Source organism: Paraburkholderia sp. JHI869, from assembly GCF_038900775.1.
In the GTDB taxonomy this organism is placed as follows: Bacteria; Pseudomonadota; Gammaproteobacteria; order Burkholderiales; family Burkholderiaceae; genus Paraburkholderia.
This window is the reverse complement of the sequence record NZ_JAYMSC010000031.1, coordinates 78,146-104,481: the sequence shown is the minus strand read 5'-3', so window position 1 is coordinate 104,481 and position 26,336 is coordinate 78,146. Positions and strand designations below refer to the sequence as shown.

Sequence of the window (26,336 nt, the reverse complement as noted above, 5' to 3'; positions counted from 1 at the left end):
TCGGCCTCAAGGAGGCCGCTGCGCCCGCCGTATGGAATGCGGTCCTGTTTGATCGATAAGCCTTCCTACCTATATGAACTTTCTCAACCTGCTTACCTATTTGCACCAGAACCTACGGGCGTACCTGTGCCATCAATCGTCTGCGCGAGAGATAGACGTTGGTCAATGCCAGCGCGACGAAGGCGCGATTGGCGTTCTTCGCCAGACCGCGATAACGCACCTTCGTGAAGCCCCACAGGCGCTTGACAACGGCAAACACGTGCTCAACCCGAGCACGGATCCCAACATCATTGTTGGCATGCGGTCAGACGCCTGAGCGCGTTGAAGGAGGCAGCACCGTTGCGGCATGTCGAACCTCCACCGCGATCGACCGCAGCGGTGCCTCGTCAATGAAACGGTCTAGCAGTTCGCGCACGTCGTGGTCGATGAAATCGGCGCGGGTTGTGTCGACGATGAGAGTCGCCCGATCCGGGATATGCGCAAGCATCTCCTTGAGCGCCACCTTGCCGAGAAACGACACATCCTTGCGAAACGAGAGCAGGAAATGGTCGTCGTGTCGCGCGAGGGCAATAGGCCGATGCAGATTCGCCCACAACGCGAGCGCGGCGCTGCACAGCACGCCGAGGACAATTCCGGTGAGCAGATCGGTGGCGAGCACCCCGGCAATCGTTACAATGAATGGCGTGAACGCTGCCGCTCCCTGTTTCGCGAGCATAATGAACAGCGACGGTCTGGCGAGCTTGATGCCGGTATGAATGAGAATGGCGGCGAGACTCGCGAGCGGAATCAGGTTGATCGCATCCGTGAGCGCGAACACGCTGACGAGGAGCAGCACGCCGTGCACGATTGCGGAGAGCCTGCTTCGCGCGCCGGCGTGGACGTTGGCCGAACTGCGGACGATGACGGATGTGATGGGCAATCCCCCGATGGCGCCTGCCACCATATTGCCGACGCCTTGTGCTTTGAGTTCGCGATTCGGTGGTGCGGCGCGACGCTGCGGGTCGATCTGCTCGACGGCTTCGAGGCTCAGGAGCGTTTCTAGGCTGGCGACAACGGCAAGCGTCAGGGCGACGATCCAGATTTCTGGATCCACAAGGCGCGCGAAGCTCAACCCGAACTCAGCGAAATGCAAGGCGTCGCGGAGCGCCGCCAACGATTTGATGGCCGGCAACGCTACGCGGTGCTCAGGTGGCAACGCGAGCGTGGCGCCTAACGCGCCGCAAACCAGCGTCGCGCTTACGCCCGCAACTACGACGACAAGCGGCGCGGGCACGAACCGCACGAGGGCGAAGCGTCGCAATGTATGCGTGTCCCAGGCCGCAAGGATGGCCAGCGAGATGGCGGCTACAGTACAGACTATGGGCGAGATGGATGCAAGCGCGCCTGCCAACGATTCGGTGTTGCCGCCCGACGTCAGACCGACTGCGAGTGGAACCTGCTTGATGATCAGCAGCAGGCCGATTGCGGCGAGCATTCCCTTGATGACGGGTGTGGGCACATACGAGGCGAGCTGCCCGGCTCGAAGCGTGCCGAAGCCGAACTGGATGGCGCCCGAGAGCAGCAGTGCAATAAGGAATGCAGAGAAACTACCGAGACGCGCGATGCCGTCGACGACGATCACGACGAGGCCCGCGGCGGGGCCGCTCACACTGAGGGCCGATCCGCTGAGCAAGGCGACGACGATGCCACCAACGATGCCAGACACCAGCCCGGCTAGCGGCTCTGCGCCGGAGGCTTTTGCAATGCCGAGACACAACGGCAGCGCGACGAGAAAGACTACAGCGCCGGCAGTGAGGTCACGTAGAAGCGCAGACGGGAAAGCTTTCGAAGTCATGGCGGAAACGAAAAATAGTGAAGGGTGAATACCGCGACGGCGAAACTTGTGCGACTGCCATGTTCCGGTGAACGAGGTAAGCGGAGCGATCTGGAGCGGGTCAGACGGGGGCGATTGCCTTCCTTGTTTCAGGCCCGTAGCCCGACACGAGTTCGCGCATCTGGCCGTCGTTCAGTGAAAAGATCCAGCCGTGCACAAGGGGAGAGGGTGCACGCCCACGCACGAGCGGATGCTCGCGCAGCAGGCGTACCTGTTCGAGCACATTAAGTTCGACGAGCCGGTTGATGCGTGCCTCTTCCGATGGCAGGCGAGCGAGCGCCGCGTGATGCGTGTGTGCGAGTGCGCAAAGCGGCCTGATGTGGCGGTTGAAGTGCGGCAAGGCATCGGCTGGCGGAAGTAGCGAGGCGCGCACGCCCCCGCATCCGTAATGCCCGCAGACAATGATGTGCGCGACCCGCAGCTCACACACCGCATATTCGAGCACGCTCATGGTGTTGTCGTCATCAAGATGAAAAAGGTTAGCGATGTTGCGATGAACGAATAGATCCCCCGGCGCGCAGTGGGTGATGGTTTCGACGGGTACGCGGCTATCTGAGCAGCCAATCCAGAGCACTTGCGGTTTCTGCCCCATGGCTAGCGCGCGAAACAAGTTTGGTTCGCGCCGTCCGATTTCCTGGGCCCACGCGACATTGGCGACGAGCATGCGTTTTGGAAGATTCACGAGTCGAGACTCCAATCAGGTCGTTGGCTTCGATCAATGCTTGCGAATAGCCTTCTATCAAAAAAATGGGTCGTTCCAAAATGAACCTGGACGACGCCAATACGTGGCGCAGCCTTCGCGGTCTCCCGTCAATCAACACCCAGTGCACTCGGCCGCCGCCGGGATACCCTAGGAGGGGCGCTCCTAAATAGCGAAATTCGGCGGGTGACCTCTCTGGAGCCGGAGACCGGGCTACTGCGCAGGAAACGTTCTCCGCACCTTGCCCTGATCCGATGGACTGGTCTTGATATCCCCTGGCATCATCTACCACGGCGACGCGCTGGCCATTCAGCCAGTCGGTCGAACGGGGTCGTTCCGTGGCAGTATGCGTGAGCGTCGGAACAAGTATTTCGAGCGTCCTCTCCGATCACCCACACTAGGAGTCTCTTCTCCAGCGTCTCCTTGCTAACGGCGTGTTACAACTGGAGAGGTCCGTGATGGCGGCCGAGAACACCAATGCCGGCAGGACTGGCTCAGCAGTTTGTGCTAGCGGCCAGGTGTCTTCGCGAGGTTCCTTGCCAGCTAAAACTTGGTCGGCGCTAACGCCGTGCCGACTGCCATTTGCCATCGTCCCGGCAGAAGATTCTTCCATGATGGCGATCTCATACAGTGTTTTGCGCCGACAACTGGTGTTGAGCTTGATGAGAATTGCGATGCATTTCATTCCAGCCATTAAGGTTTACATAACAGAATTCAGTCTACTGGCTATTCTAGATGAGTCATCGTGTCGCAATTGTGTCGTCAAATACGTTAGGCTGCCCCGTCCCTTGTTTGAATGAAACCATGCGTTGGCCCCGTAGGCGCATAGATTTGCGCGCATCTCTTATACCGACTGTGCTTCAGATGTATTGATAAAATGCAGCAAACATACCTCAATAAGACCTACGCCGATCAATATAAGCACAGACATAAATTAATTTGATGGACTACCCTCAGTAGTCTCGCTTACCGCGTGGCATTATTTGCGCTCGGCTGGTTCTGATTATTGGGTGTGCGCAACGAAGTTCGGTGCATCTTGCGGTGGCGGTGCGATGAGTCCGCGTCGATAAAGGACTGCTAACCGGTTTGGTCACAGATCGATCATCTCGGCATTGTCGCGTTGCTGGGATGGTCGAGTAAAATCGTAGGATGAAGAATGCGAAGCCGCTTTATGGCGGTCACCGCTTTCCGGGGATCTGTCGCAATAAGGCGGTCTGCTATGCTGACGGGCCTTAATGTGTGACTTGATCGATGACCGAGAAGCTGAATCCGGCTGTGGCAAAAGTACTCAAACGGTTGCATTACCCGCTAGACGTGATGTTGCTGTGCGTTCGATGGTACGTGGCCTATGCGCTGAGCCTGCGTCATCTCGAACAGATGATGGCCGAGCGCGGGGTTGCGGTCGATCATTCGACGGTCTATCGTTGGGCATTCAAACTGTTGCCCTTCCTGGAGAAGGCGTTTCGACGGCTTTGTCAAGTTAACGAACGTAGACTGTACGCGCACCGGTAACGGTAGTTATCCTTATTAAATAGCCTTACCGATTGAGGCAGTTCCAGTCCAACCGTACCATGTGGCGAAGCGTTCCTGGAGTGCGGCACGGTGACTTGCCGCTTTCATTCGATGTCTGGGTAAAGCAAAGTGCTGCCGGATCGGGCCGAACCGTGAGAGAAACGCCTGAGTGCGACGCGCATCGCGAAAGCCGAGCATCTGGCGTTCGCGTCTGCGGGTCGGCTGGTGGCTATTCTTGGCGCGGTTATTCACGCGTGCAACCGCCTTGACGAAAACGTGCTTCACGTGAGCGAGCTCTGGAATCTCGGACTTCGCTGCCGGATAGCTGCGTAGCTGGTCAGTGACGATCCTGCGCGGCACCGGGTTTGATCGCAGCACTCGCTGGAAGAAGCGCCTGGCTGCGGCCTTGTCGCGTCGTTTTTGCACCAGAACGTCGAGTTCAGTGCCATGCTCATCGACCGCGCGCCACAGCAGATACGGCTCCCCGCGCAGCGTCACGAACATCTCATCCAGATGCCATGTGTTGCCCCGCTTGCGCCGCGCCGTCTTTGCACGCTGGGCGAATTCAGCGCCGAACTTGTCGCACCAGCAACGGATTGTTTCGTACGTGACGACGACACCACGCTCGAGCAACAACTCCTCGATATCGCGCAGGCTCAGGCTGAACCGGAAATACCAGCGAACCGCGCAGCTGATGACGATGGCAGGGAAGCGGTGACCGTGATAAAGCGACTTTCTTTTCTTCATCGCTTCATTCTACCCCGCTCCTGCGTCAACCTGACAGAGCCCTTCTTGCGCATTTCAATCCCCATGAACTGGAAACAGAACTTTATAACGCTTCGCTACTGGTTGACAAAGTCAGAAGATCGCTCATCCGTCAATGTCGTGGCAATCGCCTGCCGGCGATGGTTTGCAGCCATTCTCGTATCCGCAAAGCCTTGACGTTAGCCGCTCCGGCCTCGCCAACCCCGCGAGCTAGTCCCGACGGGGCCCGCAGACAAATGCGGCCCCTTCCGAAAAGCCGCAATCAGTTGCCAACGACTGAGCAGAAGACAGCACTAGCCGGGTCGAACGGAATGCACGCGTCTTCCGACGCGGCGGCAACTTCTGCCGCCACTCCGATTAGTCAATATGACTCCCCGTGGGGCAGAGAGGCTGGCCTGCCGCGAAGGAATCAAACGCGGGCTAGCATGACTGCCAGAGCCGCACGGTGTGGACAGGGCCACACCCGGCGATTTCCACCACGGAGGCCAGCATGGGACACGATAGCACGCTGTACGTCGGTCTGGATGTGCACAAGGAGTCGATCACGGTCGCCTACGCGATCGGAATGGGCGACGTCGAGCTGTTAGGCAAGATCGGGACGACAAAGGCCGATATCGATCGCCTGTGCAAGCGCCTGCAATCGAAGGCGCAGCATATCTGCATCGTCTACGAGGCGGGCCCGTGCGGCTACGGACTTTACCGCCAGCTCCTGCAGAAGGGATTTGACTGCATGGTGTGCGCGCCCTCACTAATTCCGCGCAAACCTGGCGAACGCGTCAAGACCGACCGCCGCGATGCGATCAAGCTGGTCCGTTCGCTGCGCGCCGGAGACCTCTCGGCGGTGTACGTGCCCGGCGTGGATGACGAAGCCTTCCGCGATCTGGCCCGCGCGTGGGTGAGCGCCAAGGACGATCTGAGGCGTGCGCGCCAACGACTGAAGGCCTTTCTCCTCTCGCACGGTGTGGGCTACACGGGCCGCCCTGATTGGGGCCCCGCGCATCGACGCTGGATCAGCCAGTACTCATTCGACAGCGCATGGCAGCAACTGGCGTTCGAGGAGCTGCGGCGCACAATCGAGGACCGCCTCGCACAATGCGACCGCCTTGAGGCGGCACTGCGCGAGGCGGTGGTCAACTGGCGTTTCTATCCGGCCGTGCTGGCCCTGCAGACGATGCGTGGCCTGCAGTTCACGACGGCCGTGGGCATGCTCGCCGAGTTGGGCGATCTCTCACGCTTCGTGCACCCACGCCAGCTGATGGCCTGGCTGGGGGTGACGCCCTCCGAACACTCGTCGGGCGAGAAGCGCCGCCAGGGCAGCATCACCAAGAACGGCAACAGCTATGCGCGAAAGCTGCTCGTCGAAGCGGCCTGGAGCTACCAGCACCCGGCCCGCGTGAGCCGCGAGATCCAGTGCCGGCACGAGGGCATCCCCAAGCCCATTGTCGATCGAGCCTGGGACGCGCAGGTGCGCCTGTGTGGGCGCTATCGGAGGCTCGTCGCACGCGGCAAGGAGAAGAACATTGCCGTGGTCGCGATCGCCCGCGAACTGGCGGGGTTCATCTGGGACATCAGCCAGCTCGCGATGTCGCTGGCCATGCCACGCGAGGTGCCGACAGCATGACACTCACGTGGCAACCCCACAACGACTGGAGGACGAGCTTCCTGAAGGCGGCGTAGCCCGGCACACGAGTAATCCGCGGGCTATGCTAGGCAACGGATCTCATCCGACTTGCGCGGTTAGATAGCGGCAGACTCATTGGGCGGACCACTGTAATGCGGTACCCAACCCGCGGATATCAGCGTGATACACCGTCGAGATTTACTGCTACGCCGCCCTCAGGAAACTCAAACAACATGTCTTTAGAGAAAGTGAAAAACCGATCGCCTATTGCTACGGGGAGTCATATCAGCATAGCCATCACCACACCGCTACACAGCACCCACTTTAGTTTGGACATGATCGATCCCTTCCGAAAAGTTACCAGGTTTTCCTGCGACGCACTGCAGTGTCGGCAGGCAAGCATTGCCCACACTTTCACTGCGCGCGCCTTGTCACCAAGCACCTTCCACGCCACGTGGGCCGCAAACGGTCGCGCCCAACGGGGCAGGCACAATGACGCATTGGCGGGAAATTGCGTCGCGCACTTTCGGCGGCTATCAAACAATGATGTTGGATTCTTTACAAATCGCGCATGTTTAGACCGCCGCACGGAACCGGCGACTGTGATAGAGCGAATTTGTCGTTGCCGCCAAATGTCGGCCACCGGACAAACGCCGAGCGGCCACAAGCGTGAAGGCGAGGTTCTGTCGCCGCATCTGGTGCAAATAGATGGCGTGTGCGCGATATCGCTAATAGATATGGATACCTTATCGATTGAAAAGGACAGCATCCCAGATAGAGAAAGCAGTGATGTCCTCAAGCGCGAGAGCGGATAGGTCGAACTGTCCCTTGCGAATGCGAGGGCGCTGTCACGTTGACGAAGTGGCCGGGTAAGATGTGTTGATGAAGAAGACCAATTCGCTTTATCACGGCCACCGGTTTCCGGCGGCGGTCATGAGCCACGCGGTTCGGTGGTATTTCCGGTTCCACCTGAGCCTGCGCGACATAGAGGAGTTGCTGTTCGAGCGCGGTGTGGTCGTGAGCTACGAGACCATCCGTCGCTGGTGCGACAAATTCGGCGCGAGCTTTGCCCGTCGTGCCAAAGCGGTGCGGCGCAAGCTGGGTAGCACCTGGCATCTCGATGAGATGTTCGTGACGCTGCGCGGTGAACCCTATCTGCTGTGGCGGGCAGTCGATGAACATGGGGCCGAACTGGACATCCTGCTGCAGAAGCGGCGCGACAAGGTAGCGGCCAAACGGGCTCTGTCGCGTTAAGGAGTTACTGTAAAATCAAGGCATGAAGAATTCGCCCGAAGAGCCAGTGGAGAAGGAACGAATTTTGCAAAAGACGTTGTCGCCTGGCGTTGCGAAGGTTCTGAAGCGCCTGCATCTTCCAGTGGGCGTGATTTTGTTGTGCGTGCGGGGGTACGTGGCGTACTCGCTGAGTCTGCGCAACCTCGAAATGATGATGGAACGCGGAATCGAGGTCGACCACTCAAGCGTGCATCGCTGGGTCATCAAGCTCGTGCCGTTATTCGAAAAGGCGAGCGCACCGCTGTAGAACAGGCGCCGCGCAAGCCACTGCCTGAACATCTTCCGCGCGAGATCCGAACGCACTTGCCCGAATCTGCCGGGAGGTACGCGGAGTGTGGCGGCGAGATGAAGCCGCTGGGCGAAGACGTCGCCGAACAGCTTGAGTACGTGCCGGCCAGCTTCCAGGTCATCCGTCATGTGCGCCCGAAGTTTGCGTGCGTGTGTTGCGACCACATCGCTCAGGCGCCTGCACCGAGTCGTCCCATCGAACGCGGTCTCGCCGGCCCAGGGCTGCTGGCACACGTGCTCGTCTCGTGTCCCGAGCGCAGTTTTATCCAAAGCTCGAGGTTTGCAGTCCTCGCCTACAGGTAGTAGCGTTTGTACAAATATGTGCATTGACGCCGCAACTATCTGTTTGCTGGTGCAGACTCGTTGGCAGCGCAAAACTCAACGGCATCGATTCTGAAGCATATCTGCGTTACGTGCTCGCACGCATCGCCGACCATGCAATCAACCGCATCGACGAACTCGCACCGTGGGTCGTCGCCGGTCAGATCCGCACCGCAGTCTGAAGATCACGACCTCCAGTCAAGACGTTGCTGATGCCCTTGCAATTACCCACTTCTTTTTAGCGCAAGCTCATAGCCGATCTGGATGTCCGTCAGGCGTCGCATCCCGCGCCACATTACGGTATTGCACGGCGGAGGGTCGTTGGCGCGCGCAAGGTAACCACCGAGCGGAGCGAGGGCTCTGGTGCAAATAGCGCGGGGGCGAATCGGTTAAGGTGTCGGACTAAACGAATTGAGAACCGACGATGAGCAAGTTGAAGAGTCTGGATGAACTGTTCGCAGGCCGTCACTTTGACCGCGATGTGATCATTCTGTGTGTTCGCTGGTACCTGCGCTACAAGCTTAGCTTGCGCGATCTGGTCGAAATGATGGCGGAACGGGGTCTGGCGCTGGCCCACACGACGCGCTGGGTGCGGCGCTTTGCGCCGGAGTTCGTCAAACGGTGGAATCGCTTCGGCAGGCCCACCGGCCAGTCCTGGCGTGTTGACGAGACTTATCTCAAGCTGCGCGGAAAGTGGGTCTATCTTTATCGGGCGGTGGATCGGGTGGGCCAGACGGTTGACTTCATGCTCCGTGCAAAGCGCGACGTGGAGGCGGCAAAAGCCTTTTTCAGGAAGGCGATCAAACATCAGGGCCAGCCACCGAAGACCATCACGCTTGACGGCTATGCAGCCTCGCACCGCGCCGTGCGCGAGATGAAGGCCGATGGCTTGCTGCCTGAGGACACGAAGATCCGATCCTCGAAATATCTCAATAATCGGGTCGAGCAGGACCACCGCAGCATCAAGTCCCGGACGAAAGTCATGCTCGGCTTCAAACGTTTCAGGAACGCAGCGATCACGCTCTCGGGTATTGAGTTGGTACATCGTATTCGCAAGGGCCAGTTCGGCCTCGCGAAGCTCGGCCTCAAAGATACCACTGCGCCCGCAGTCTGGGAGGCCGTCCTGTCTGCTTCATGAGGTGTCCTTTACAGACCGCCTATTTGCACCAGAGCCGTCGGTCGCGACCAAGGGCGACCCGGACGTGTTCGACACGATGCTGGTCGCGAAGCTGACTGCGGACCTGCGCTAGCAGGCGGGGCAGCTCGGGTCACGCTTCACCAGCGCGCTCGCGATGCACAGTACGCTGACGGACGACGAGCTGCTCGCGATCGAACTCTCGCGCGGCCGCATCGAACAGCTACGCGCGCTGATCGATCTGCGCATGCTCGACCATCCGGCTGTGACGGCGGAAGCCTTCGCGCGCTACTTCGGCGACGGCGAGCGCTACGTCTCGACGGTTCGCGAACTGGCGACCCACCCGGGCGGCGCGCACGTTTCGACCGGCCGGTTCGCCGAACAGTACGTGCCGACGATGCCGTCGATCACGCAGTTGCGCGACGTGCTGCTCGCGGAAACCCAGGGCAATCTGCGCTCGGCGATGCTGGCGCTGGCGGGCGCGATCGTTGCGGTCGTGGTGTTGCTGGGTGTGCTCGCGTGGCTGATCCTGATGTTCCGCCGCGAGGTGGTGCGGCCATTCGCGCTGGCGGCCCGCGTGATCCGCGTGATCCGCGCGATCGCGAAGGGCGATCTGGCGGTCGAGATTCCGTCTTCGCATCGCCACGAGGAAATCGGCGAACTGTTTGAAGCGACGCACGTGCTGCGGCAATACAGCGTCGAGCGTGCGCAGCTCGAGACCGAGCGCGGGCAACTGATCCGCGAGCTCGCGACGATGGCCGATACCGATCCGCTGACGCGGTTGTTGAACCGCCGCGCGTTCGAGCGCCGGGCGCGCGCGCTACTCGACGACACCGGCGGCGCCTCGCCGCGCGTCGCGCTGCTAATGTTCGACGTCGACCACTTCAAGCGCATCAACGATTCTTACGGACACGGCACGGGCGACCAGGCGCTGCGCGTGATCGCGGAACTATGCCGCACCACGGTGCGGCAGTCCGACGTCGTCGCGCGTGTTGGTGGTGAGGAGTTCGCGGTGCTGGTGGCGCTCGACGACGCGCAGTTCCCGGTTGCGGCCGCGCTTGCCGAGCGGCTGCGGCAGCGGATCGGCGAAGCCGTCGTGATTGCGGATTCGGGCCAGACCTGTCGGATCACGGCGAGCTTCGGCATCGCGTTTGCGGCGCCGGGCGACGGGCACGATCTCACGCACCTCTTCAGGCGTGCCGATCATATGCTCTACAAGGCGAAACTCGCGGGCCGCGACTGCGTGATCGCGGATGTCTATCCCGCGCAAGGCGGGCCGTCCACGACGGCGATGACCGAGTAGGGCGCTGCGCCGGCGTTCACCGCTGCGCCTGCTGGGTGTCTTCCGTGCAGGGACGATGCAGCGCAGTCATCGCGCGGCAAACGTTGATCATCCGCGCGTGCCATCTCGTCGCGCCGCTCGTCTGTTCGAGAACGGTATCGATGTTTCGATAAAGGTAATCCACGCCTGCTAACTTGACAGTGCCGCCACAACCCCTCGTCCTCTCGGGAGCCGCCTCTACCGCGAACGCAAGGTCATGCTCGTTGGCGAACCCATGCTTCTTACGGCTCACGCCAAATTCGCTTCGCGCCAGACAAAAACTTTGATCAGAGTAAAGTTCTGAAAGCGCTCAACGTGCATTGCGACTACTCATCCGACTAAGCGACATCGCGCGACCACGCGACACATCCGGCATAACCGCTCAGGGCGCGAAGCCAAACTGCGTCGAGTTTCGCAATCAAGTCGCGATTGCATACGCTCTCCTCGCTAACTACGATACTTGGCTCGTGCTGCCTGTCTCCAAGTACAGAAAACCATGTCATGCCCCTTCCGATGCCGACGCCAAGTGTCTTCAACACCGCTTCCTTTGCTGTCCATACGTCATAAAACGCGTCGGTTCGCCTGTACATCGGCAAAGCGGTCACTTGTGCCTCGTCGCGCGGCGCAAATACCGCTGATGCGAGCTTCCTCCAGTTGATGTCCTTGCGAGCAAATTCGATATCGACACCCACCCTCCGTCGCCGGCCAATTGCGATCAGAGCATACTGCTCCGAATGCGAAACGTTAAAGTCGAGTTGTCCACCGGACCCGCCTTGCATCGACCTATCGAGACGGGGCCGTCCGCCGGTGTCTTGCTCGAAACGCAATTCACTGGCCTCCGAATCTGTTCGTTCCGCGAGCAACTGACGTAGCACGACGCGCGTCACCGCACAACGCAGCGCATCGTCGCGGCGTCGGAAGCGCGCGACCTTCGCACGCTCGTCGTCCGAGAGCGGAGCGAATGCGGGACTGTCGAGCATGACGCGAAAATCGAAGCTGACGCAAAATATTTCAATATCTGCTGGGGACGCACGCGGTGGAGCGAGCTTGTGCACATTGAAAGCCGAAGTTGCAGGGAGGATCATCAATTCACTCCGTGAGTGACGGTAACAGGCAGTTCCTGTACGATTATGCCGCGCGAGAAACAGAGGTGCTCAAGTCCGAGCCGGACTGCTCCGAATGGATGTTACTGGCCATTTCATCGAATGTGTGTCGGTTTTCAGTCGGAAAAATGGGCGTGCTTTTCCTGAAACAGGTTGTGGATCACGTGCGTTCGTCTGGAGCAACTCGGCCGATGAAATTCTGTCGAGTTACGAACGGTTTTGCGCACGGGTTTAAACGATAGCGAGATGAACGCCATGAACATGACACACTAGCGATTGACGACGCCGTCCTCGCGCCTGATCTTTTCGCTGCAGCACCGGAATCCGAGGTGTGCACTCGGGGCCCCCATGCATCTTTGCGGATGCGCTCGTGCACATGCTGCTCGAACTCAAGCAGGTCTTTCTTTCGCCGCCGCGGGCACTGCAAGGCTTCCCCAGAGTCTGCGCAAACTTGCTTTCCCGAGCCTGCCCGTGCCGAACTACACGACGGTGAGGCACACGGACGCTGAAGGTCGCGCTGCCGGCACAACGCCCAAAGACACCTTGCACGTCGTGCTTGACAGTACCGGACAGAACGTCTATGGCGAAGGCGAGTGGAAGGTGCGCAAGCATCGCGGGTCCACGCGTCGCACCTGGCGATGGACGCGAGCACCGGACAGATCTGCGCTCCACTGAGGACTCGTCAGGACGAGGGCGATAGCGAAGTGTTGCCTGATTTGCTCGAACAGATTCCCGCTGACGTGGCAATCGACACCATCGGTGGCGACGGTGCCTAGGACACCAAGGCGTGCCATGCGCGGGTTGCGGCGCGCGGAGCTGCCCCGTCGATTCCGTCGCCTGAGAGCGCGACCCCTTGCCGGAGAACATGCCTGGCGCGCCCGGCGCAATGCAGCCATCGATGCGACAGCAGAAAGCAGCAGACTTGAGTGGAAGCTCGCAAGTGGCTACCACCGTCGCTCGCTGGCTGAGGCTCTGGTGTACCGACTCAAGCCCCTCACGGAGTTCTTGCCTGTGGGCTCGCGAGATTGGTTCCCAAGCAACCGAAGTCTCGATTCGTGCGGGCGTGCTCAACCGCATGGCGACACTCGCCCGCCCGCAGTCCGTTCGAATTGCCTGAGATCGAAAACATGGGGATCACTTCGTCCTTACGTTCGATTTATGCAACAACGCCCATCCGCATCGTCGGCAAAAGAGAGCCTCACTTGATTCGCAAACTGTTCAAGGAAAAGCGCGTTCGGTATGCCGCGTAGCCAACTGCGCACTATTTGATGCACTCGTCAGTAAGTTCGTCGCTCTGATCGGCACTCGTCGCGGCAATCCGTGATGTTGCATATCCAACATTGTCGGGTATGCAACACAGCCAATTCCACAAACGATACTTCGCGGAAGATCCCGCAAGCGTTTTGGAGGGTGAGTGCCCATCAATCATCCCGATCAGCAATGTGCTGGGAGATATCTCTCCGGTGTGTCGTGGCGTTGGCTCAACTATTGCATCTGCTGTCGGGGGAAAATTGAAGCGGGAGGTAAGCTAGCCAGTTAGCCTGTTATCCAATCCAAGTGCAATGAACCATTCGACGATCATTCCACGGATACTTGGGATGTCGTCCGACCGAGGCAGCTGTTTTAGTATAGGGTCGGTTAGTTCAAGCACTTAGAGACGGTTTCATAAAGACTGTTGAGCTCGCTGAAGGGTGTTCCAGCAGATCAGGCAACAGCCGAGTTTGAGAAGCGCATCGTGAATGTCGGCGCGACGTTCGAAGCGAATACGTAGACGGCGGAAATTGTGCAACCAGGCATGTGTACGTTCGACGACCCAACGGATCTTTCCAAGGCCACTGCGGTGGGGGTGGCCGCGTCGCGCGATGCTGGTGGGAATACTGCGCTCGTGAAGAATGCGTCGGTATTTGTCGTGGTCGTAACCCCGGTCGGCGTAGACGCGGCCGGGACGGCTCAAAGGCCGCCCACGCACGCCGCCAATCGGTACGATGGCCTCAATCAGCGGAACAAGTTGGGTGACGTCGTTACGATTTGCGCCAGTCAGGATTGCCGCGATCGGTGTTCCGTGGGCGTCGGTGGCGAGGTGGTGCTTGGATCCTGGTCGCGCTCGATCAGTGGGATTCGGGCCAGTTTTTCGCCCGCCCCAACTGCGCGAATCGACGATGAGTCGACGACCATGCGCGAGAAGTCGATCTTGTCGACCGCCCTCAACTTCGCCAGGAGCACTAGTACGACTGTGTTAACAAATTACCCGGTTTCCCGACCGCAGCACGGACACCGCTCAAAGCGGGCAAGTAGCGCGGCCGCAAGCTCCAATCGCAAGGTCGTGATGGAATCTGCCACATGTCGCTGCCTACGCAGGGGCACCGCGGGGCCGGAAGCCTTCGGGTAAGGAAGACACTTCGCCGAGTAACCGATGAGCTGGGGGGTTTTTTTGAACCACCAGGCGTTCAGTGACGAGAAAGCCACAAGCCGCTATGCACAGCGTCGCGTGGTGATGAAAGCCGCGCCAACTGCGTCCCTCGAAATGTCCCAAACCGAGTTGCTGCTTGAGTTCCTGATAATCGCGCTCGATACGCCAGCGCAGTTTTGCAAGCCGTACCAGTTCCCTGATTGGGGTGTCGGCCGACAATGTACTCAGGAAGTACTTGGTCGGCTCGACTTCTCCCGTGGGCCATTCAATGAGCAACCACTGCTCATCGGTGGCCTCAGTTCGCCGGGTTGCTCGAGAGGCGCAATGTATCCGTATGGCCGCAAAACGCGACGACAAGGCGCGATTGGTGCCTTCCCGCCATGTCACGGTGCGATATCGACGCGACGGCAATTGCATGGCCAACTCCTTCGCTTGCAGCGGTGGCTGACCTTCGAATTGGACACCGACCGCGCCGGTTACCCCCACTACGTATGTGAAGCCCATCGCCGTGAGTTGCTCGCGGAACTCAGTGCTCGCCCCGTACCCGGCGTCGGCCAGAACCAGTTCCGGCAGCGATTCCACTTCGCCGAGATTCTCAAGCAATTGCAAGGCAAGCATCGGCTTGGTGACGAACTCCAGCGGCTCAGGCACTTTGGCCTGCTTACGCCGTTGCAGGTCGTCTGCCCAGCTTTGCGGCAAATACAGTTGGTAGCACACCGGCAGACTGAAGTGATCATTGGCAAGCGAGACGCTAACTGCGACCTGGCAGTTGTCTTGCTTACCCAATTGGCCGCAGTATTGCCGAGCGACCCCGACCGAGTGCGTCCCTTTCTTCGGAAAGCCTGTGTCGTCAATAATGAGCGCCTCAGGCGAACCCGCGCGTCGGCGAACTCGCTCAAGTACGTAACGGCACACCGTATCAAGCACCGCTCGGTCCGACCATGGTGCATCGGCCACAAAGTGATGAAGACGCTGGTGTTCCGAACGTACCCGGTCCGGCGACAAATGCGCCGCCATGGGCTCGACGCTCTTACGCTTGACCGGCAGCATCAACCCAGTGCAGTAGCCACGAAACGGCTCGACACGATCAGCGTGTCCAAGAGACTGAGCCATCAGGGACACGTACTCCTCGAACCGCTTCGTGGAGAGTTCCATCGCACTCCTCATAAAACGCTTGAAGATGCGTGAATAATATCTTATTTTTTAACACAGTCGTACTAGGGTCTGTTTACATTCGGTGAAATGTGTTTACATCTTGTCTTTTGCACGAGCAGGCCAAGATGATTCGAACGTTATTGAGCGACGAAGTATGGACACGAATCGAATCCGTCTTGCCGGGCAAGGAGGGCGATCCAGAGCGAACAGCGAGCGACAATCGTTGGTTTGTCGAAGCTGTCCTCTGGATCGGACGGACCGGCTGCCCGTGGCGCGATTTGCCCAAGGCGTTCGGCCGATGGCATACGGTGTACATGCGATTCTCCAGGTGGCGTCGCAAGGGTGTGTGGGAACGCGTGATCCACGCCGTGGCCGACGAAACCGAGATCAAGCATGTGTTGATCGATTCGACTATCGTGCGCGCACACCAGCATTCGGCCGGAGCTCGAAAAAAAACGCTCCGCAAGCGCTCGGTCGCTCGCGAGGTGGACTGACCACCAAGTTGCACCTGGCCGTCGATAACGCCGGACGCCCACTGCGGTTGATTGCTACCGAGGGACAGGTTTCCGATATTTCGTGCGCTAATGAACTGGTTGAGCATTTGCGCACCTGTGCGGTCATCGCTGACAAGGGCTACGACTCGAACGCCTTTGTGGAGAGTATCCGCACTACGCGTGCGAAGGCCGTAATCCCGCCGCGTTCGAACCGGAAGACCAAGCGTCGCTATAGCCGCGTACTGTATCGGACGCGGAACATAGTCGAACGCTTTTTCAGTCGTATCAAACATTTTCGTCGTGTCGCCACTCGCTACGACAAGCTCGCAGGGAACTATCTAGCTTTCGCATCGCTTGCCTGTGCCTTTGGACCGCTGGTGAGAATGTGAACAGGACCTAGGTGCAATCGATCCCATACACCGGCTTGCTGCCAATCGCGTAGCCTGCGCCAACAACTGACGCCGGAGCCGCACCCCATCTCCGCTGGCAAATCTCGCCAGCGGATACCGGTCTTCAGCACGAACAAGATGCCGGTCAGCGCAGCCCGATCCGGTACCGGTTTGCGGCCCGGATGCTTGAAGCGCCGTGGCTTCGCTGGTGGTAGCAGGGGCTCGATCAGTGACCACAGTTCGTCGTCGATGATTGGTTTGCCCATCTCCTCGATCCTGTTGATACGACGATCGGAGGTTAACAGGTTGCGTTACGGGTTAATAGCCCCCATGAACTCTTTTTGAAACCGCCTCCTAGGCGAGTGAGTGAGATTTAAATGAAAACACTATTGGCAGTGGACTACTTTTGTGATGTGGCACGGCGTTATCCGCAACATATGGCAGCAAGGCATGGCAGCGAGTCGGTAACTTATCGGGAGCTTGATGAGCAGTCCAATCGCATCGCAATGGCGCTGACCGAGCGCTGTGGCGGCGAGGCGCCCGTCATCGGCGTGCTGATGGAGCGAGGAATTGATTTATTGGCTGCGATGCTTGCCATTTTTAAGATTCGCGGTACCTATATGCCGCTTGATCGCCAGTATCCAGTGGAACGTTTGGATTACATGCTGGAGAAGAGCAACTGCTGCCTACTGCTGACAGCCCGTAACTGCTACGAGCAGGCGGCGCATCTGCAGGCAACCAAACCGGAACTAGTGCTTCTTGATATTGAAGAAGCGCAAGAATCTCGCGCAGCCTTTGTCGGGCCCAGAGGCAAAGGCAGTGATCTTGCCTACATCATTTTTACTTCGGGTACCACCGGCCGTCCAAAGGGCGTAATGATTGAACAGCGGAGCTTGATCAATCACCTGCACGCTAAAGTCCGCGATCTGGAGATCAGTAAAACTGACCAGGTGGCGCAGACTGCATCGCACTGTTTTGACATTTCTCTGTGGCAGTTTATGGCAGCGCTGCAAGTGGGGGCGTGCACGCGGATCATTAATAGAGACGTTGTATGCGATCCGTCGCGGCTGCTGCTTGAATTGCGCGAATGCCAAGTATCGGTCATTCAATTTGTGCCTTCGCTACTACGCTCGTTTGTGGGCGAAGTCGAATTGATCGATGCACGCGCGCTGCCGGCGCTGCGCAGGATTTCCACCGTCGGGGAAGCATTGCCGCCCGACGTCTGCCGACGCTGGCTGGCGATGTACCCGTCTATTCCCATCCTTAACCATTATGGACCAACTGAATGTGCCGACGGTGTCACGCATACACTGATCTCTAACTCTCCGACGGAAGGTCAGGCATTTATGCCAATCGGGAAACCGATAGACAATCTGCAAATCTATGTGGTCAGGCCAGATGCTGCGGCGCTGACGCTTGTTGCGTCAGGTGACGTAGGCGAACTTTGTGTAGCCGGCGTTGGCCTTGCGCGTGGTTACATTAACGACGACGCGCGTACCGAGCAGGCTTTTGTGGCTAACCCTTTCAGCGATAAGCGCGGATATGATCGATTATACAAGACTGGTGATCTCGCGAGGCTGCGTGAGGATGGCTTACTGGAGTGTCTCGGAAGAGCAGATCGCCAGGTCAAGCTGCGTGGTTACCGTATTGAGCTAAACGAAGTGGAAGGTTTGTTGGGGCTACATGCGGCAGTCGAGGCCGCGGCCGTAGTGGTGCATTACCCCGCTGACAATCGGGTGAAACTGACGGCAAGGGAAACACTGACTAGTCTAGGGGAAGCGGAAAGACTTCCGCGCCTCGTGGCCTTCGTCAAGCTTCGAGAGGAGGTTACACGGAGCGCTTTACGCGAACACATGTCGCGTCAGTTGCCTGACTACATGCTGCCTGATCTCTTCTTCGAGATGGCGACATTACCATTAAACGCCAATGGCAAACTTGATTACAAGCAATTGCCTTCCCCGGAAAGTTTGCGTCCTTTTTCCGATGTGAAATATCTGGAGCCCGCTGACGGTGTTCAGGTTCGGTTGTGCAGGCTGTTAGCCGAGATACTGCATCTAGACCGGCTGGGGCGAAACGACAACTTTTTGCTGATGGGCGGTGACTCGCTGCGCGCCATGCTTGCGATCAACCGTATTCGGAGCGAATTCGCCCGCGAAGTTTCGGTGGTTGACCTGTACCATTGCTCAATAGATGAATTAACCGAACTTCTGGCCGAGAAAGAGGATGGGAATGAGTCGATTTCCGCCATTGTCGCCAGTCGCCGTGATGAGGGCGGAGAGGCTCCGGCCAGCCACATTCAAAAACACTTATGGTTTTTGTGGAAGCTTGACCCAACAGCATCCAACTATACCTTGCAAACGGCGCTCGAATGCTGCGGAGAGCTTGATCGAGATCGCTTTAGTCGGGCGTGGGATGCGGTGGTGCAGTACTTCGACACACTGCGCATCCGATTCGTCGAAAAGAGCGGCAATCCATATTTGACCTTCGATTCACCGCCGAAGGGTAGTTTGCGCTTTATAGACCTTTGCGGCGACCATCCTGCCCTCAGGTTGGCTGAACTGAAGGCGAGCGAGTTTCTACCGTCCTTTGATCTCGCCGGAGGCGCACTGTATCGCGCACTACTAGTACGAGAGACACCAGAGCGGCATGTTGTCATATTTACCACGCATGAAATCATTATGGACGCGTGGTCGCTTTCGGTGATGGTGCGCAAACTGCGTGAATTTTACAAGGCGGGAGTCAATTCAGAGGACGGTCTCAAAGCCGAAATTTCGTTCGCGGATTTCGCGAAATGGGAGTCTGAGCAGTTTCGATCGGACTGCTGGGCGCGACAGCGCTCGTACTGGGCACAACAGCTGTCGGGTGAGGTGCCGGTGCTGACCCTGCCTTCCGATAAGCCTCGTCCGAGGCGGATGCGTTACACCGGTAAGTCATACGCTATACAAATTCCGGCTCTCGCGGCGTCCCGACTTCGCGAACTTGCGGCGGACAATCGCACCACGCTTTTCAGCGTGTTACTGACGACTTTTTACGTTTTATTGAGAGAGTACAGCGGACAGGACGATATCATCGTCGGCACTCCGAATGTAGTGCGCAAACAGTCAGGTACGGAAAAGCTGCTGGGGTTCTTCCTAAACATGTTGCCGCTAAGGGCGAAGATGGATCTTGACAAGTCATTCATCGAACATCTGGCCACGACGCAGCAAACTGTCATCGGTGCTGAATTCAACGCGGCATATCCATTCAGTCGGATGTTGGAAACAGTTGACGTGGTACGTGGAAGCAATTTTTCCCCCGTATTCCAGGCGATGTTCAACATGTATTCGGAGAAGGCAGAGCTAATTTCTGAGGGGCAGGACGATGTGTCAATTGTCGCACGCGAATTGGAGAACGGTTATACCAAGTACGATCTCACTCTTTACTGTCAGGAAGAGGGGGACGGCATCTATCTGCAGATGTCCTATTGCACTGAGCTGTTCTCCGACGAGCTCGTTTCAAGAATGCTGCTCAACCTGCGGCAAATTATTCAGGTGATCATTTCGGCGCCCGCGGCGCCGCTGGCAGAGCTGGATCTGCGGCACCCAGCTGAAAAGGATTTTCTTAAGCGTTACAACGGAGGACGGCTGGCTTATACAGGCGCTAGTACGCTACGCGAAATGTTCGAAGCGCGTGCCAAAATGTCGCCAATGGACACTGCTTATTTCTGGGAGCGCGGCCGCATTTCGTATGCTGAGTTGGATGGTGCAGCCAACCGTTTTGCTAACAGACTCGTAGCCGCCGGTGTTGGTGCCGGCGACAGGGTGTTGCTTGGCATTGACCGCGGCGTAAACGCGTTGATCGTTCTTCTAGCTGCGATCAAGCTGCACGCAACCTACTCGGTGATCGGGGCAAATTATCCGATAAGCCGCATACTTGAGATTGCCAAAGATGTCGCTCCCAATGCCTTCGTTGCCACGCCGTTGCAGCGAGAAGCATTTCGTGACAGAGGGCTGGTTTTACTGCCGTCGGAGGAAGTTGCATGCGGCAATGAGGAAACAGATGCCGCCCCTTCGCCATCTTGCTCGCATGAAGTGCTGCAGATCGTCTACACATCTGGCTCTACGGGAAAACCGAAGGGCGTTGTGGTTCCCGCTACAGCATGCATAAATCGCTTGCACTGGATGTGGGGGCAATTCCCATTTCAGGCAGGTGATGTCTGCGTAGTGCAGAAGTCGGCGGCGCTGGTTGCTAGTCAATGGGAAATCTTCGGGCCACTCTTACAAGGCGTTCCTAGTTTGCTGCTGAGTCAGCAAGAACTGCAAGATCCATCTCTGCTGCTATTGCAGCTAGATCGTTACCGGGTAACGCATCTGCTGTGCTCGCCACCGTTGATCACCGGCATTTTGACGGCACAATTGACAGATGGACGGTCGGTTTCAGATTTGCGGTTGGTCACCTCAAGCGCTGAGGTGTTGCCACCGGAGTTGGCTCGGCGCTTTCTCGAGGCGTTCCCGCAGGCCCGTTTGTTCAACTTCTACGGCTCCTCCGAGTGTAGTTCGAACGCCGCTTGGGGAGAGGTGTGCGAAGTGGGCGCTGATGAACGGACTGTCCCGATCGGTAAGCCGGTGGCCAATGTCGGCATAGCCGTCGTAGATGACAAGTTGCGGCCGGTGGTTCAAGGTGCGATGGGGGAGATCCTGGTGACGGGTGACTGCCTGGCGAGTGGCTACCATGACAGCAGGGAGTTGACAGTCGAGCGATTTGTTGATAATCCGGTGCCAGAGTTACAGCCTCTCGGAACTGTGGCTTATCGCACTGGCGATTTGGGGCGCCACCGTGACGACGGCCGCCTGGAGTTCCTCGGAAGGCGTGACAACCAAATCAAGATCCATGGCTTGCGTGTTGAACTGGATGAGATTTCTCACGTCTTGAGAAAATGTCCTGGGGTCGAGGAGGCCGCGGTGCATTTGCACCGCGCTGCGGATGGCGAGCCGCTGTTGACTGCCTACGTGGTGGGCACTGAGGCGAAGCTGCCGTCGACAGACGATGGGTTCAGGCAAATGCTCCGTCATTCGCTGTTGCCCCATAGTATTCCCCGTACATTTGTTCGCTTGCGGGCTTTGCCTAAGCTGCCGGGCGGTAAACTGGACCGTTCCCGCTTGCCGTTGCCACGGCAAACCGCGGTGGGCGTACTCGCGCCGCTGGTCACCACGACCGAGCATGCACTGGCCGGGGTTTGGCAGGAAGTGCTTGGTATGTCGACGATTGGTGCGGACGCGCATTTCTTCTCACTGGGTGGTACCTCTATGCTGAGCGTGCGCTGTGTGGCGCAGGCGGCCAGGATGGACATCCGCTTTTCTGTCAGCGAGTTGTACGATTATCCAGTGTTACGTGAACTGGCTGGGCTGATCGATGCCCGCTCCGGCGAACTGGTGCACCACGATGGGGAAATCGACGGTGGAGTGGAAGTAACGCCTACGATACGCTTCATGAATCGGCGCATGGGTTTAGACGAGCATTTCAACATGTGCGCGATCTGGCAGGACGATAGCTGCCGTTTGGATCCGGCCATATTAGAGTCCGCTATCGTCAGGTTGGCGAAAGACTACCCACTGTTGCGCACCAGGATCTCTCGAGATGGCGATGATCTACGCTTCCATACCGGAGTCGGAGCGTTGCATCTGGAGCGAGTTGCATTGGGCTCCTATTCAGAGCTCGGTGATTGCACGCGAGAGGTATCTGGTATCGCTGAGAAAGCACAATATGCATTCCGGTTCGATGGTCGTACCTGGATGTCGCGTTTCCAATTGATCGAGGCGGAGGTCGGTGGGCGGCCGCACAGTTGGATTTTTATCATAATTCATCATTTCCTGGTCGACGGCTATGGGTTCCGGCTCCTGCTGGACGAAGTAGAACGCTACTATCTGGCTATAGAGCATGGCCAAGCGCCGGTTCCCGCATTCAGTGGCCGCGCGCAGTTAAATCGATGGGTGAAGGCGCTGCGCGAACATGTGAGCGGTTCGTTGGACAGCAACGTTGCTTATTGGCGAAGTCGGCCATGGGAACTGCTGCGTGAGGATGGTGCAACAGTCCTCGAGGTTGAGCCAGTCGATAGTGGCGCTGATGCCAGCCGCCGCTTGTTCGAGATGCTACATACTGGGCAGATGCACAGTGACGCTGCTTTCGAGACGTTGTGCGCGCGCAAGGGGATTCGCTATCTGGACCTGGATGCGGAATCGACAAAGATTCTGCTTGATCTGCATCCGGACCGGCACGGCTTTGACGCGTTCGACGTCATCCTATGCGCCTTGGCGGAGGTGGCAGGACAGGGCAACCAGCGACGAGGGCTGTTTCTGGACAGCATGGACATGCTGCGCACGCCTATCCTGCCGGGTCAGGATCTGTCGACGGTTATGGGCTTTACCGCGGAGCTTGTCCCGCTGGCCATCGTTAGTGAGGGGCGACTCAGTGTGGCGGAACGTCTGAAAGCGGTGCGTCGTCAGCGCAATTCGGCACGGATCCACGGCATTGGGCTACGGGCGGCCGCGTATCTGCTGCCGGACGATCAGGCGAAGGCGCTGGTGGATTTCGACTGGCCGCGTGTTGTCGTCAACTATCGCGCTGTGTTAGATAATCTTCGTACGCGCATGCTGCTCGGCCTTGCTCAACCGACCATCTGGACGGGTGATGGGATGGGGCCCAACCATCATCACACGTTGCGGTTATATATCGATAATGTGGACGGTAAACTTCGTATCCAGATGCATTGTGCGTTGCATTGCTTTTCCGCAGAGGAGGCGAACATGCTGGGACGTCAGTTGCTGCATTGTCTCGCGGCTTATGCCGGATGCCTCAGGGACAATCAGGAAGATGTGGACGCAGCAAGGTTGAAGGACGGGGCCACAGTATGAACACGCCAGCAATCGCGGCATCACGGATGCAGTCAATGGCCCACGATCGACTGTTGCCACTGATCCTGCGGCTGGCTCTTCCGTCCGTCATTGGCGTCACTGTCAGTGCCGCTTATCAGTTTCTCAACGCCTATTTCGTGGGGCGGCTCGGAACAGCAGCACTCGCGGCGATGGCATTGTCGTTCCCGTTTGCAATGTGCATCACGGCAATAGGCCAGATCTTCGGTGCAGGGGCCGCGTCGTTGATTGCTCGAAGCCTGGGACGTGCCGACGATCACTCTGCCAACGATTATGCATCGCACGCGTTATGGTTGGCGATGGTAATTGCTGGCATTGCGGCTATCGCGGGCTGGCTGGCGGCTCCAAGTTTGCTGGCATGGCTACGCGCTGGACCATCGACTTTGCCACTGGCGGTGGCTTATCTTCATTGGCTGCTGCTGGGCTATGTGGCAGTGGTATTCAATATGGTCTGTGGTTTCATCGTGAGAGCGGATGGCAATACCGTGCTCAGCATGACGACCCAAGTTTCATCCTTCGCAATGAACGCGGCACTCGACCCGGTGATGATTTTCTGGTTGGGGCTGGGCATCGAAGGGGCTGGCATCGCAACATTTCTGGCCCAGTTGTGCGGCTTAACCTTGTATTGGCGACATTTCGCGGGCAGGCACGGCGCCATCGTCTTATCATGGCCATCGGTGGGGCGCTGCTGGTGCCGGCTGGCGAGCATCGCCCGCATCGGCATTCCGCCAGCGCTCAATACTCTGCTCGCGGTAGCGGCCATGTCCATGCTCAATGGGTTCGCTGCTCGCTACGGTGAGGCATCGGTGGCGGCGATAGGTTTGGCCAGCCGCTTGGCGATGCTGGCGGTACTTCCGCTGTATGGACTGTGCAGCGGGGCGCAGTCGGTTGTTGGGTTTAATGTCGGCGCAGGTAACTGGACACGGGTGGCGCGAGTGGTTCGGACTATGGTCGCCGTCGCCCTAACGTTCGCCGGAGTCTATGCCGGCTGGGTCGTGTGGCAAGCTAGAACCATCATTGGCTGGTTTGCGCACGAGTCGGCGACGATAGAGATTGGTAGCCGCGCGATCGTACTGTTCCATTGTGCGTTGCCGGTGTTAGGGGTGCAACAGGTGTGCCTGCTTTTCATGCAGGCCAAGGGCGACGCAATCTGGGCAACGCTTGTAGCGGTACTGCGGCATGGCGTGTTTCTGATGCCCTTGATGGCCTTGCTGCAGCAGGCATTTGGGCAAGACGGCTTGTTGTTCTCGGTAGCGGCTGCCGATATGGCAGCGGGTCTTATCGCTATTGTTATTCTATACAGTGAAATGCGGCAGATCGACAAGATCTCCCGGCTCTGTCAGGTTAATGGAATGGGGGCGGTAGAATGACGTAATGAAGAAGACAAAACCGCTTTATCAGGATCTGTCGCAATATGGCGGTCTGCTATGCTGACGGGTGAGGTTCCCTCGGTTTTTCGCCTTCCAGAGGCCTCTGGTTATGCAGCCGCATCCTTGGTCTGCTGAGCTTTCATCCAGTCTTGCAGGAACTGAACCGGTGACACGAAGCCGAGCGACGAATGACGACGACTGCGGTTATAAAACACCTCGATGTATTCGAACAGGTCCGCCATCGCTTCCTGATGTGTACGGTATCGCGTAGCATGCACCCGTTCGTTCTTCAGACTGTTGAAGAAGCTCTCCGTCGGGGCAGTGTCCCAACAATTTCCCTTGCGGCTCATCGAGCAGCGCATGTCGTATTGCACCAGCTTGCGCTGGAAGTCGTCGCTGGCATATTGGCTACCCCTGTCCGAGTGATGCAGCGCGCCGGGCTCGGGCCGGCGTCGGAACCATGCCATCGTCAGCGCGTCGGTCACGATGTCAGCCGTCATGCGCGGCTTAATCGACCAACCGACGACCTCCCGGTTGAACGGTTCTGTTGCAGTAACGGTGTCGGGACGAGAAATGTCGATATGATAAGTATTGCTTATGACACAAGGGAGTAAAACTGCTGGGAAGCAGACGACGGGTATTTGCCCGCACATTTCATCTGTCCTTTCCTGATCATGTGCATTACCTCGATGCCGCCGAGAATGACCCTCGCACGGTGGAAGTTCTTGAATCCCAGCATCGGCCGGGTCCGGCGTTTGATAGCCCGATGGTCCTGTTCGACAATGTTGTTCAGGTACTTGATCTGACGGACCTTGATCGGCGTCTCGCAATCGGCATTCACCGCATCCAGTGCGGCCAGATTGGAGCCGCTTTTGTCGATGGTCACGGTCTCTGGCGTACCATTATGGGCGATCGCCTTTTCAAAGAACCGCCGGGCAGCGACCTTGTCCCGCCTGGCCCTGAGCAGGAAGTCGACCGTGTCGCCCGCCTTGTCCACTGCCCGGTAAAGATATTTCCACTCGCCTTTGATCTTGATATAGCTCTCGTCCATTCGCCAGCTTTTCCCAACCGGACGCTTGTGCTTGCGGAAGCTCCTTTCGAAGAGCGGCAGCAGTTTGATGACCCAGCGGTACACCGTCGAATGATCCACCGCGATACCACGCTCGTCCATCATTTCCGCAAGATTGCGCAAACTCAGCGAATAGGCCACGTACCATCGCACGCACAGCAAAATCACTTCAAGCGGGTAGTGAAGGCGCTTCAGGACCTTGGCCAGGCCCGGCGCGAGTGTGGTTCGCGGTGTCTTCGTCTTCTTCATCGCACAGCTCAAAAATTCGCTACCCAATTTTAACGTGGGCCCTACTGCAACAGAACCGTCCACTTTGCAGCCCTTAGCAAAAGTGCATAACACCTTCTAAGCTCGCGATTTGAATGAGGCGTGAGTCCGCGGATTTCATAGTGGCCCGCAGCGAAGCCGAAGCTGCACAGAGAGGCCGGATGTAGACGTGCAGCCCATTCCATTCGTCAAGACCTCGAACACCTGGCGCAAACGGGGGCGTTCATGTATGCATAAATTAAATGATCGCGCTTTTATTTGATTTGTAATCCTATTCGTTATATCACAGAAGCCGATCGGCTTCAGAGCTCGCGGAGTGTGAGGGCTGCACTCATCGGCGTT

14 protein-coding genes and 9 pseudogenes are annotated in these 26,336 nt (G+C 58.1%); 13 read left to right on the top strand and 10 right to left on the bottom strand.

The features are described 5' to 3' along the window. Positions 1–112 precede the first annotated feature (112 nt). From VSR72_RS35360 to VSR72_RS35350, 3 genes and pseudogenes are all read right to left on the bottom strand, one after another. Positions 113–280 (bottom strand): annotated as a pseudogene (locus VSR72_RS35360) (transposase); the annotation flags it as partial. Between the two features lie 24 nt (positions 281–304). Further along, entirely contained in the window at positions 305–1,834 is a 1,530-nt protein-coding gene (locus VSR72_RS35355; protein WP_342956885.1) for a SulP family inorganic anion transporter, read from the bottom strand. A 100-nt stretch (positions 1,835–1,934) separates the two neighbouring features. Beyond that, entirely contained in the window at positions 1,935–2,555 is a 621-nt protein-coding gene (locus VSR72_RS35350) for a carbonic anhydrase (protein ID WP_342956884.1), read from the bottom strand. 1,269 nt (positions 2,556–3,824) lie between these two features. Between VSR72_RS35350 and VSR72_RS35345 the strand changes: the two are divergent. Then, a pseudogene (locus VSR72_RS35345) lies at positions 3,825–4,043 on the top strand (IS6 family transposase); the annotation flags it as partial. 57 nt (positions 4,044–4,100) lie between these two features. On the opposite strand, the gene VSR72_RS35340 reads toward VSR72_RS35345, so the two are convergent. Beyond that, the gene (locus VSR72_RS35340) at positions 4,101–4,832 is read right to left on the bottom strand and encodes an IS6 family transposase (RefSeq protein WP_342956883.1); all 732 of its coding nucleotides are present in this window, start codon (positions 4,830–4,832) and stop codon (positions 4,101–4,103) included. A gap of 508 nt (positions 4,833–5,340) precedes the next feature. Here VSR72_RS35340 and VSR72_RS35335 point away from each other — a divergent pair. The 8 genes and pseudogenes from VSR72_RS35335 (at position 5,341) to VSR72_RS35300 (ending at position 10,811) form a co-directional block, all read left to right on the top strand. Further along, positions 5,341–6,471, top strand: a complete 1,131-nt coding sequence (locus VSR72_RS35335; protein ID WP_342956882.1) for an IS110 family transposase — start codon at positions 5,341–5,343, stop codon at positions 6,469–6,471. Positions 6,472–6,704: 233 nt separating this feature from the next. Continuing rightward, entirely contained in the window at positions 6,705–7,286 is a 582-nt protein-coding gene (locus VSR72_RS35330) for a hypothetical protein (protein WP_342956881.1), read from the top strand. Positions 7,287–7,353: 67 nt separating this feature from the next. Beyond that, positions 7,354–7,710: pseudogene (locus VSR72_RS35325) on the top strand (IS6 family transposase); the annotation flags it as partial. A gap of 37 nt (positions 7,711–7,747) precedes the next feature. After that, positions 7,748–7,996 (top strand): annotated as a pseudogene (locus tag VSR72_RS35320) (IS6 family transposase); the annotation flags it as partial. Between the two features lie 26 nt (positions 7,997–8,022). Beyond that, positions 8,023–8,298, top strand: a pseudogene (locus tag VSR72_RS35315) (IS66 family transposase zinc-finger binding domain-containing protein); the annotation flags it as partial. Positions 8,299–8,414: 116 nt separating this feature from the next. Beyond that, positions 8,415–8,555: pseudogene (locus VSR72_RS35310) on the top strand (transposase domain-containing protein); the annotation flags it as partial. 242 nt (positions 8,556–8,797) lie between these two features. Next, positions 8,798–9,511 (top strand): IS6 family transposase, encoded by a 714-nt coding sequence (locus tag VSR72_RS35305; protein ID WP_342956880.1) that lies wholly within the window; start codon positions 8,798–8,800, stop codon positions 9,509–9,511. Positions 9,512–9,665: 154 nt separating this feature from the next. Further along, positions 9,666–10,811 carry a GGDEF domain-containing protein gene (locus VSR72_RS35300; RefSeq protein WP_342956879.1) on the top strand — a complete coding sequence of 382 codons (1,146 nt, stop codon included), beginning with the start codon at positions 9,666–9,668 and terminating at the stop codon, positions 10,809–10,811. A 356-nt stretch (positions 10,812–11,167) separates the two neighbouring features. On the opposite strand, the gene VSR72_RS35295 is transcribed toward VSR72_RS35300, so the two are convergent. After that, complete coding sequence (locus tag VSR72_RS35295; RefSeq protein ID WP_342956878.1) at positions 11,168–11,914, bottom strand: 4'-phosphopantetheinyl transferase superfamily protein; 747 nt, start codon at positions 11,912–11,914, stop codon at positions 11,168–11,170. 308 nt (positions 11,915–12,222) lie between these two features. Here VSR72_RS35295 and VSR72_RS35290 point away from each other — a divergent pair. After that, a pseudogene (locus tag VSR72_RS35290) lies at positions 12,223–13,049 on the top strand (IS5 family transposase); the annotation flags it as partial. Positions 13,050–13,595: 546 nt separating this feature from the next. Here VSR72_RS35290 and VSR72_RS35285 read toward each other — a convergent pair. Beyond that, positions 13,596–14,155, bottom strand: a pseudogene (locus VSR72_RS35285) (IS5 family transposase); the annotation flags it as partial. A gap of 127 nt (positions 14,156–14,282) precedes the next feature. Beyond that, complete coding sequence (locus VSR72_RS35280) at positions 14,283–15,497, bottom strand: IS701 family transposase (protein WP_342956877.1); 1,215 nt, start codon at positions 15,495–15,497, stop codon at positions 14,283–14,285. 125 nt (positions 15,498–15,622) lie between these two features. Between VSR72_RS35280 and VSR72_RS35275 the strand changes: the two genes are divergently transcribed. Then, positions 15,623–16,380 (top strand): IS5 family transposase gene (locus VSR72_RS35275; RefSeq protein WP_342956876.1). Its coding sequence is split into 2 segments (ribosomal slippage): positions 15,623–15,944 and positions 15,944–16,380, totalling 759 coding nucleotides; the frame shifts between segments, so codons are not numbered across the junction. Positions 16,381–16,391: 11 nt separating this feature from the next. On the opposite strand, the pseudogene VSR72_RS35270 reads toward VSR72_RS35275, so the two are convergent. Further along, a pseudogene (locus tag VSR72_RS35270) lies at positions 16,392–16,646 on the bottom strand (transposase); the annotation flags it as partial. A gap of 111 nt (positions 16,647–16,757) precedes the next feature. On the opposite strand from VSR72_RS35270, the gene VSR72_RS35265 reads away from it, so the two are divergent. Both VSR72_RS35265 and VSR72_RS35260 read left to right on the top strand, forming a co-directional pair. After that, positions 16,758–23,270, top strand: coding sequence for an amino acid adenylation domain-containing protein (locus VSR72_RS35265; protein ID WP_342956875.1), 6,513 nt, complete (start codon positions 16,758–16,760; stop codon positions 23,268–23,270). Continuing rightward, positions 23,267–24,658, top strand: coding sequence for an MATE family efflux transporter (locus tag VSR72_RS35260; RefSeq protein WP_342956874.1), 1,392 nt, complete (start codon positions 23,267–23,269; stop codon positions 24,656–24,658). The genes VSR72_RS35265 and VSR72_RS35260 overlap by 4 nt, the downstream gene beginning before the upstream one ends. 107 nt (positions 24,659–24,765) lie before the next feature. Here VSR72_RS35260 and VSR72_RS35255 read toward each other — a convergent pair whose 3' ends face one another. Together VSR72_RS35255 and VSR72_RS35250 are read right to left on the bottom strand one after the other, a co-directional pair. After that, on the bottom strand, positions 24,766–25,311 hold the full coding sequence (locus VSR72_RS35255; protein ID WP_342956873.1) for an IS3 family transposase: 546 nt from the start codon (positions 25,309–25,311) through the stop codon (positions 24,766–24,768). Next, on the bottom strand, positions 25,254–25,976 hold the full coding sequence (locus VSR72_RS35250; protein ID WP_342956872.1) for an IS6 family transposase: 723 nt from the start codon (positions 25,974–25,976) through the stop codon (positions 25,254–25,256). Before VSR72_RS35250 ends, VSR72_RS35255 begins: the two co-directional genes overlap by 58 nt. Positions 25,977–26,336: the final 360 nt, after the last annotated feature.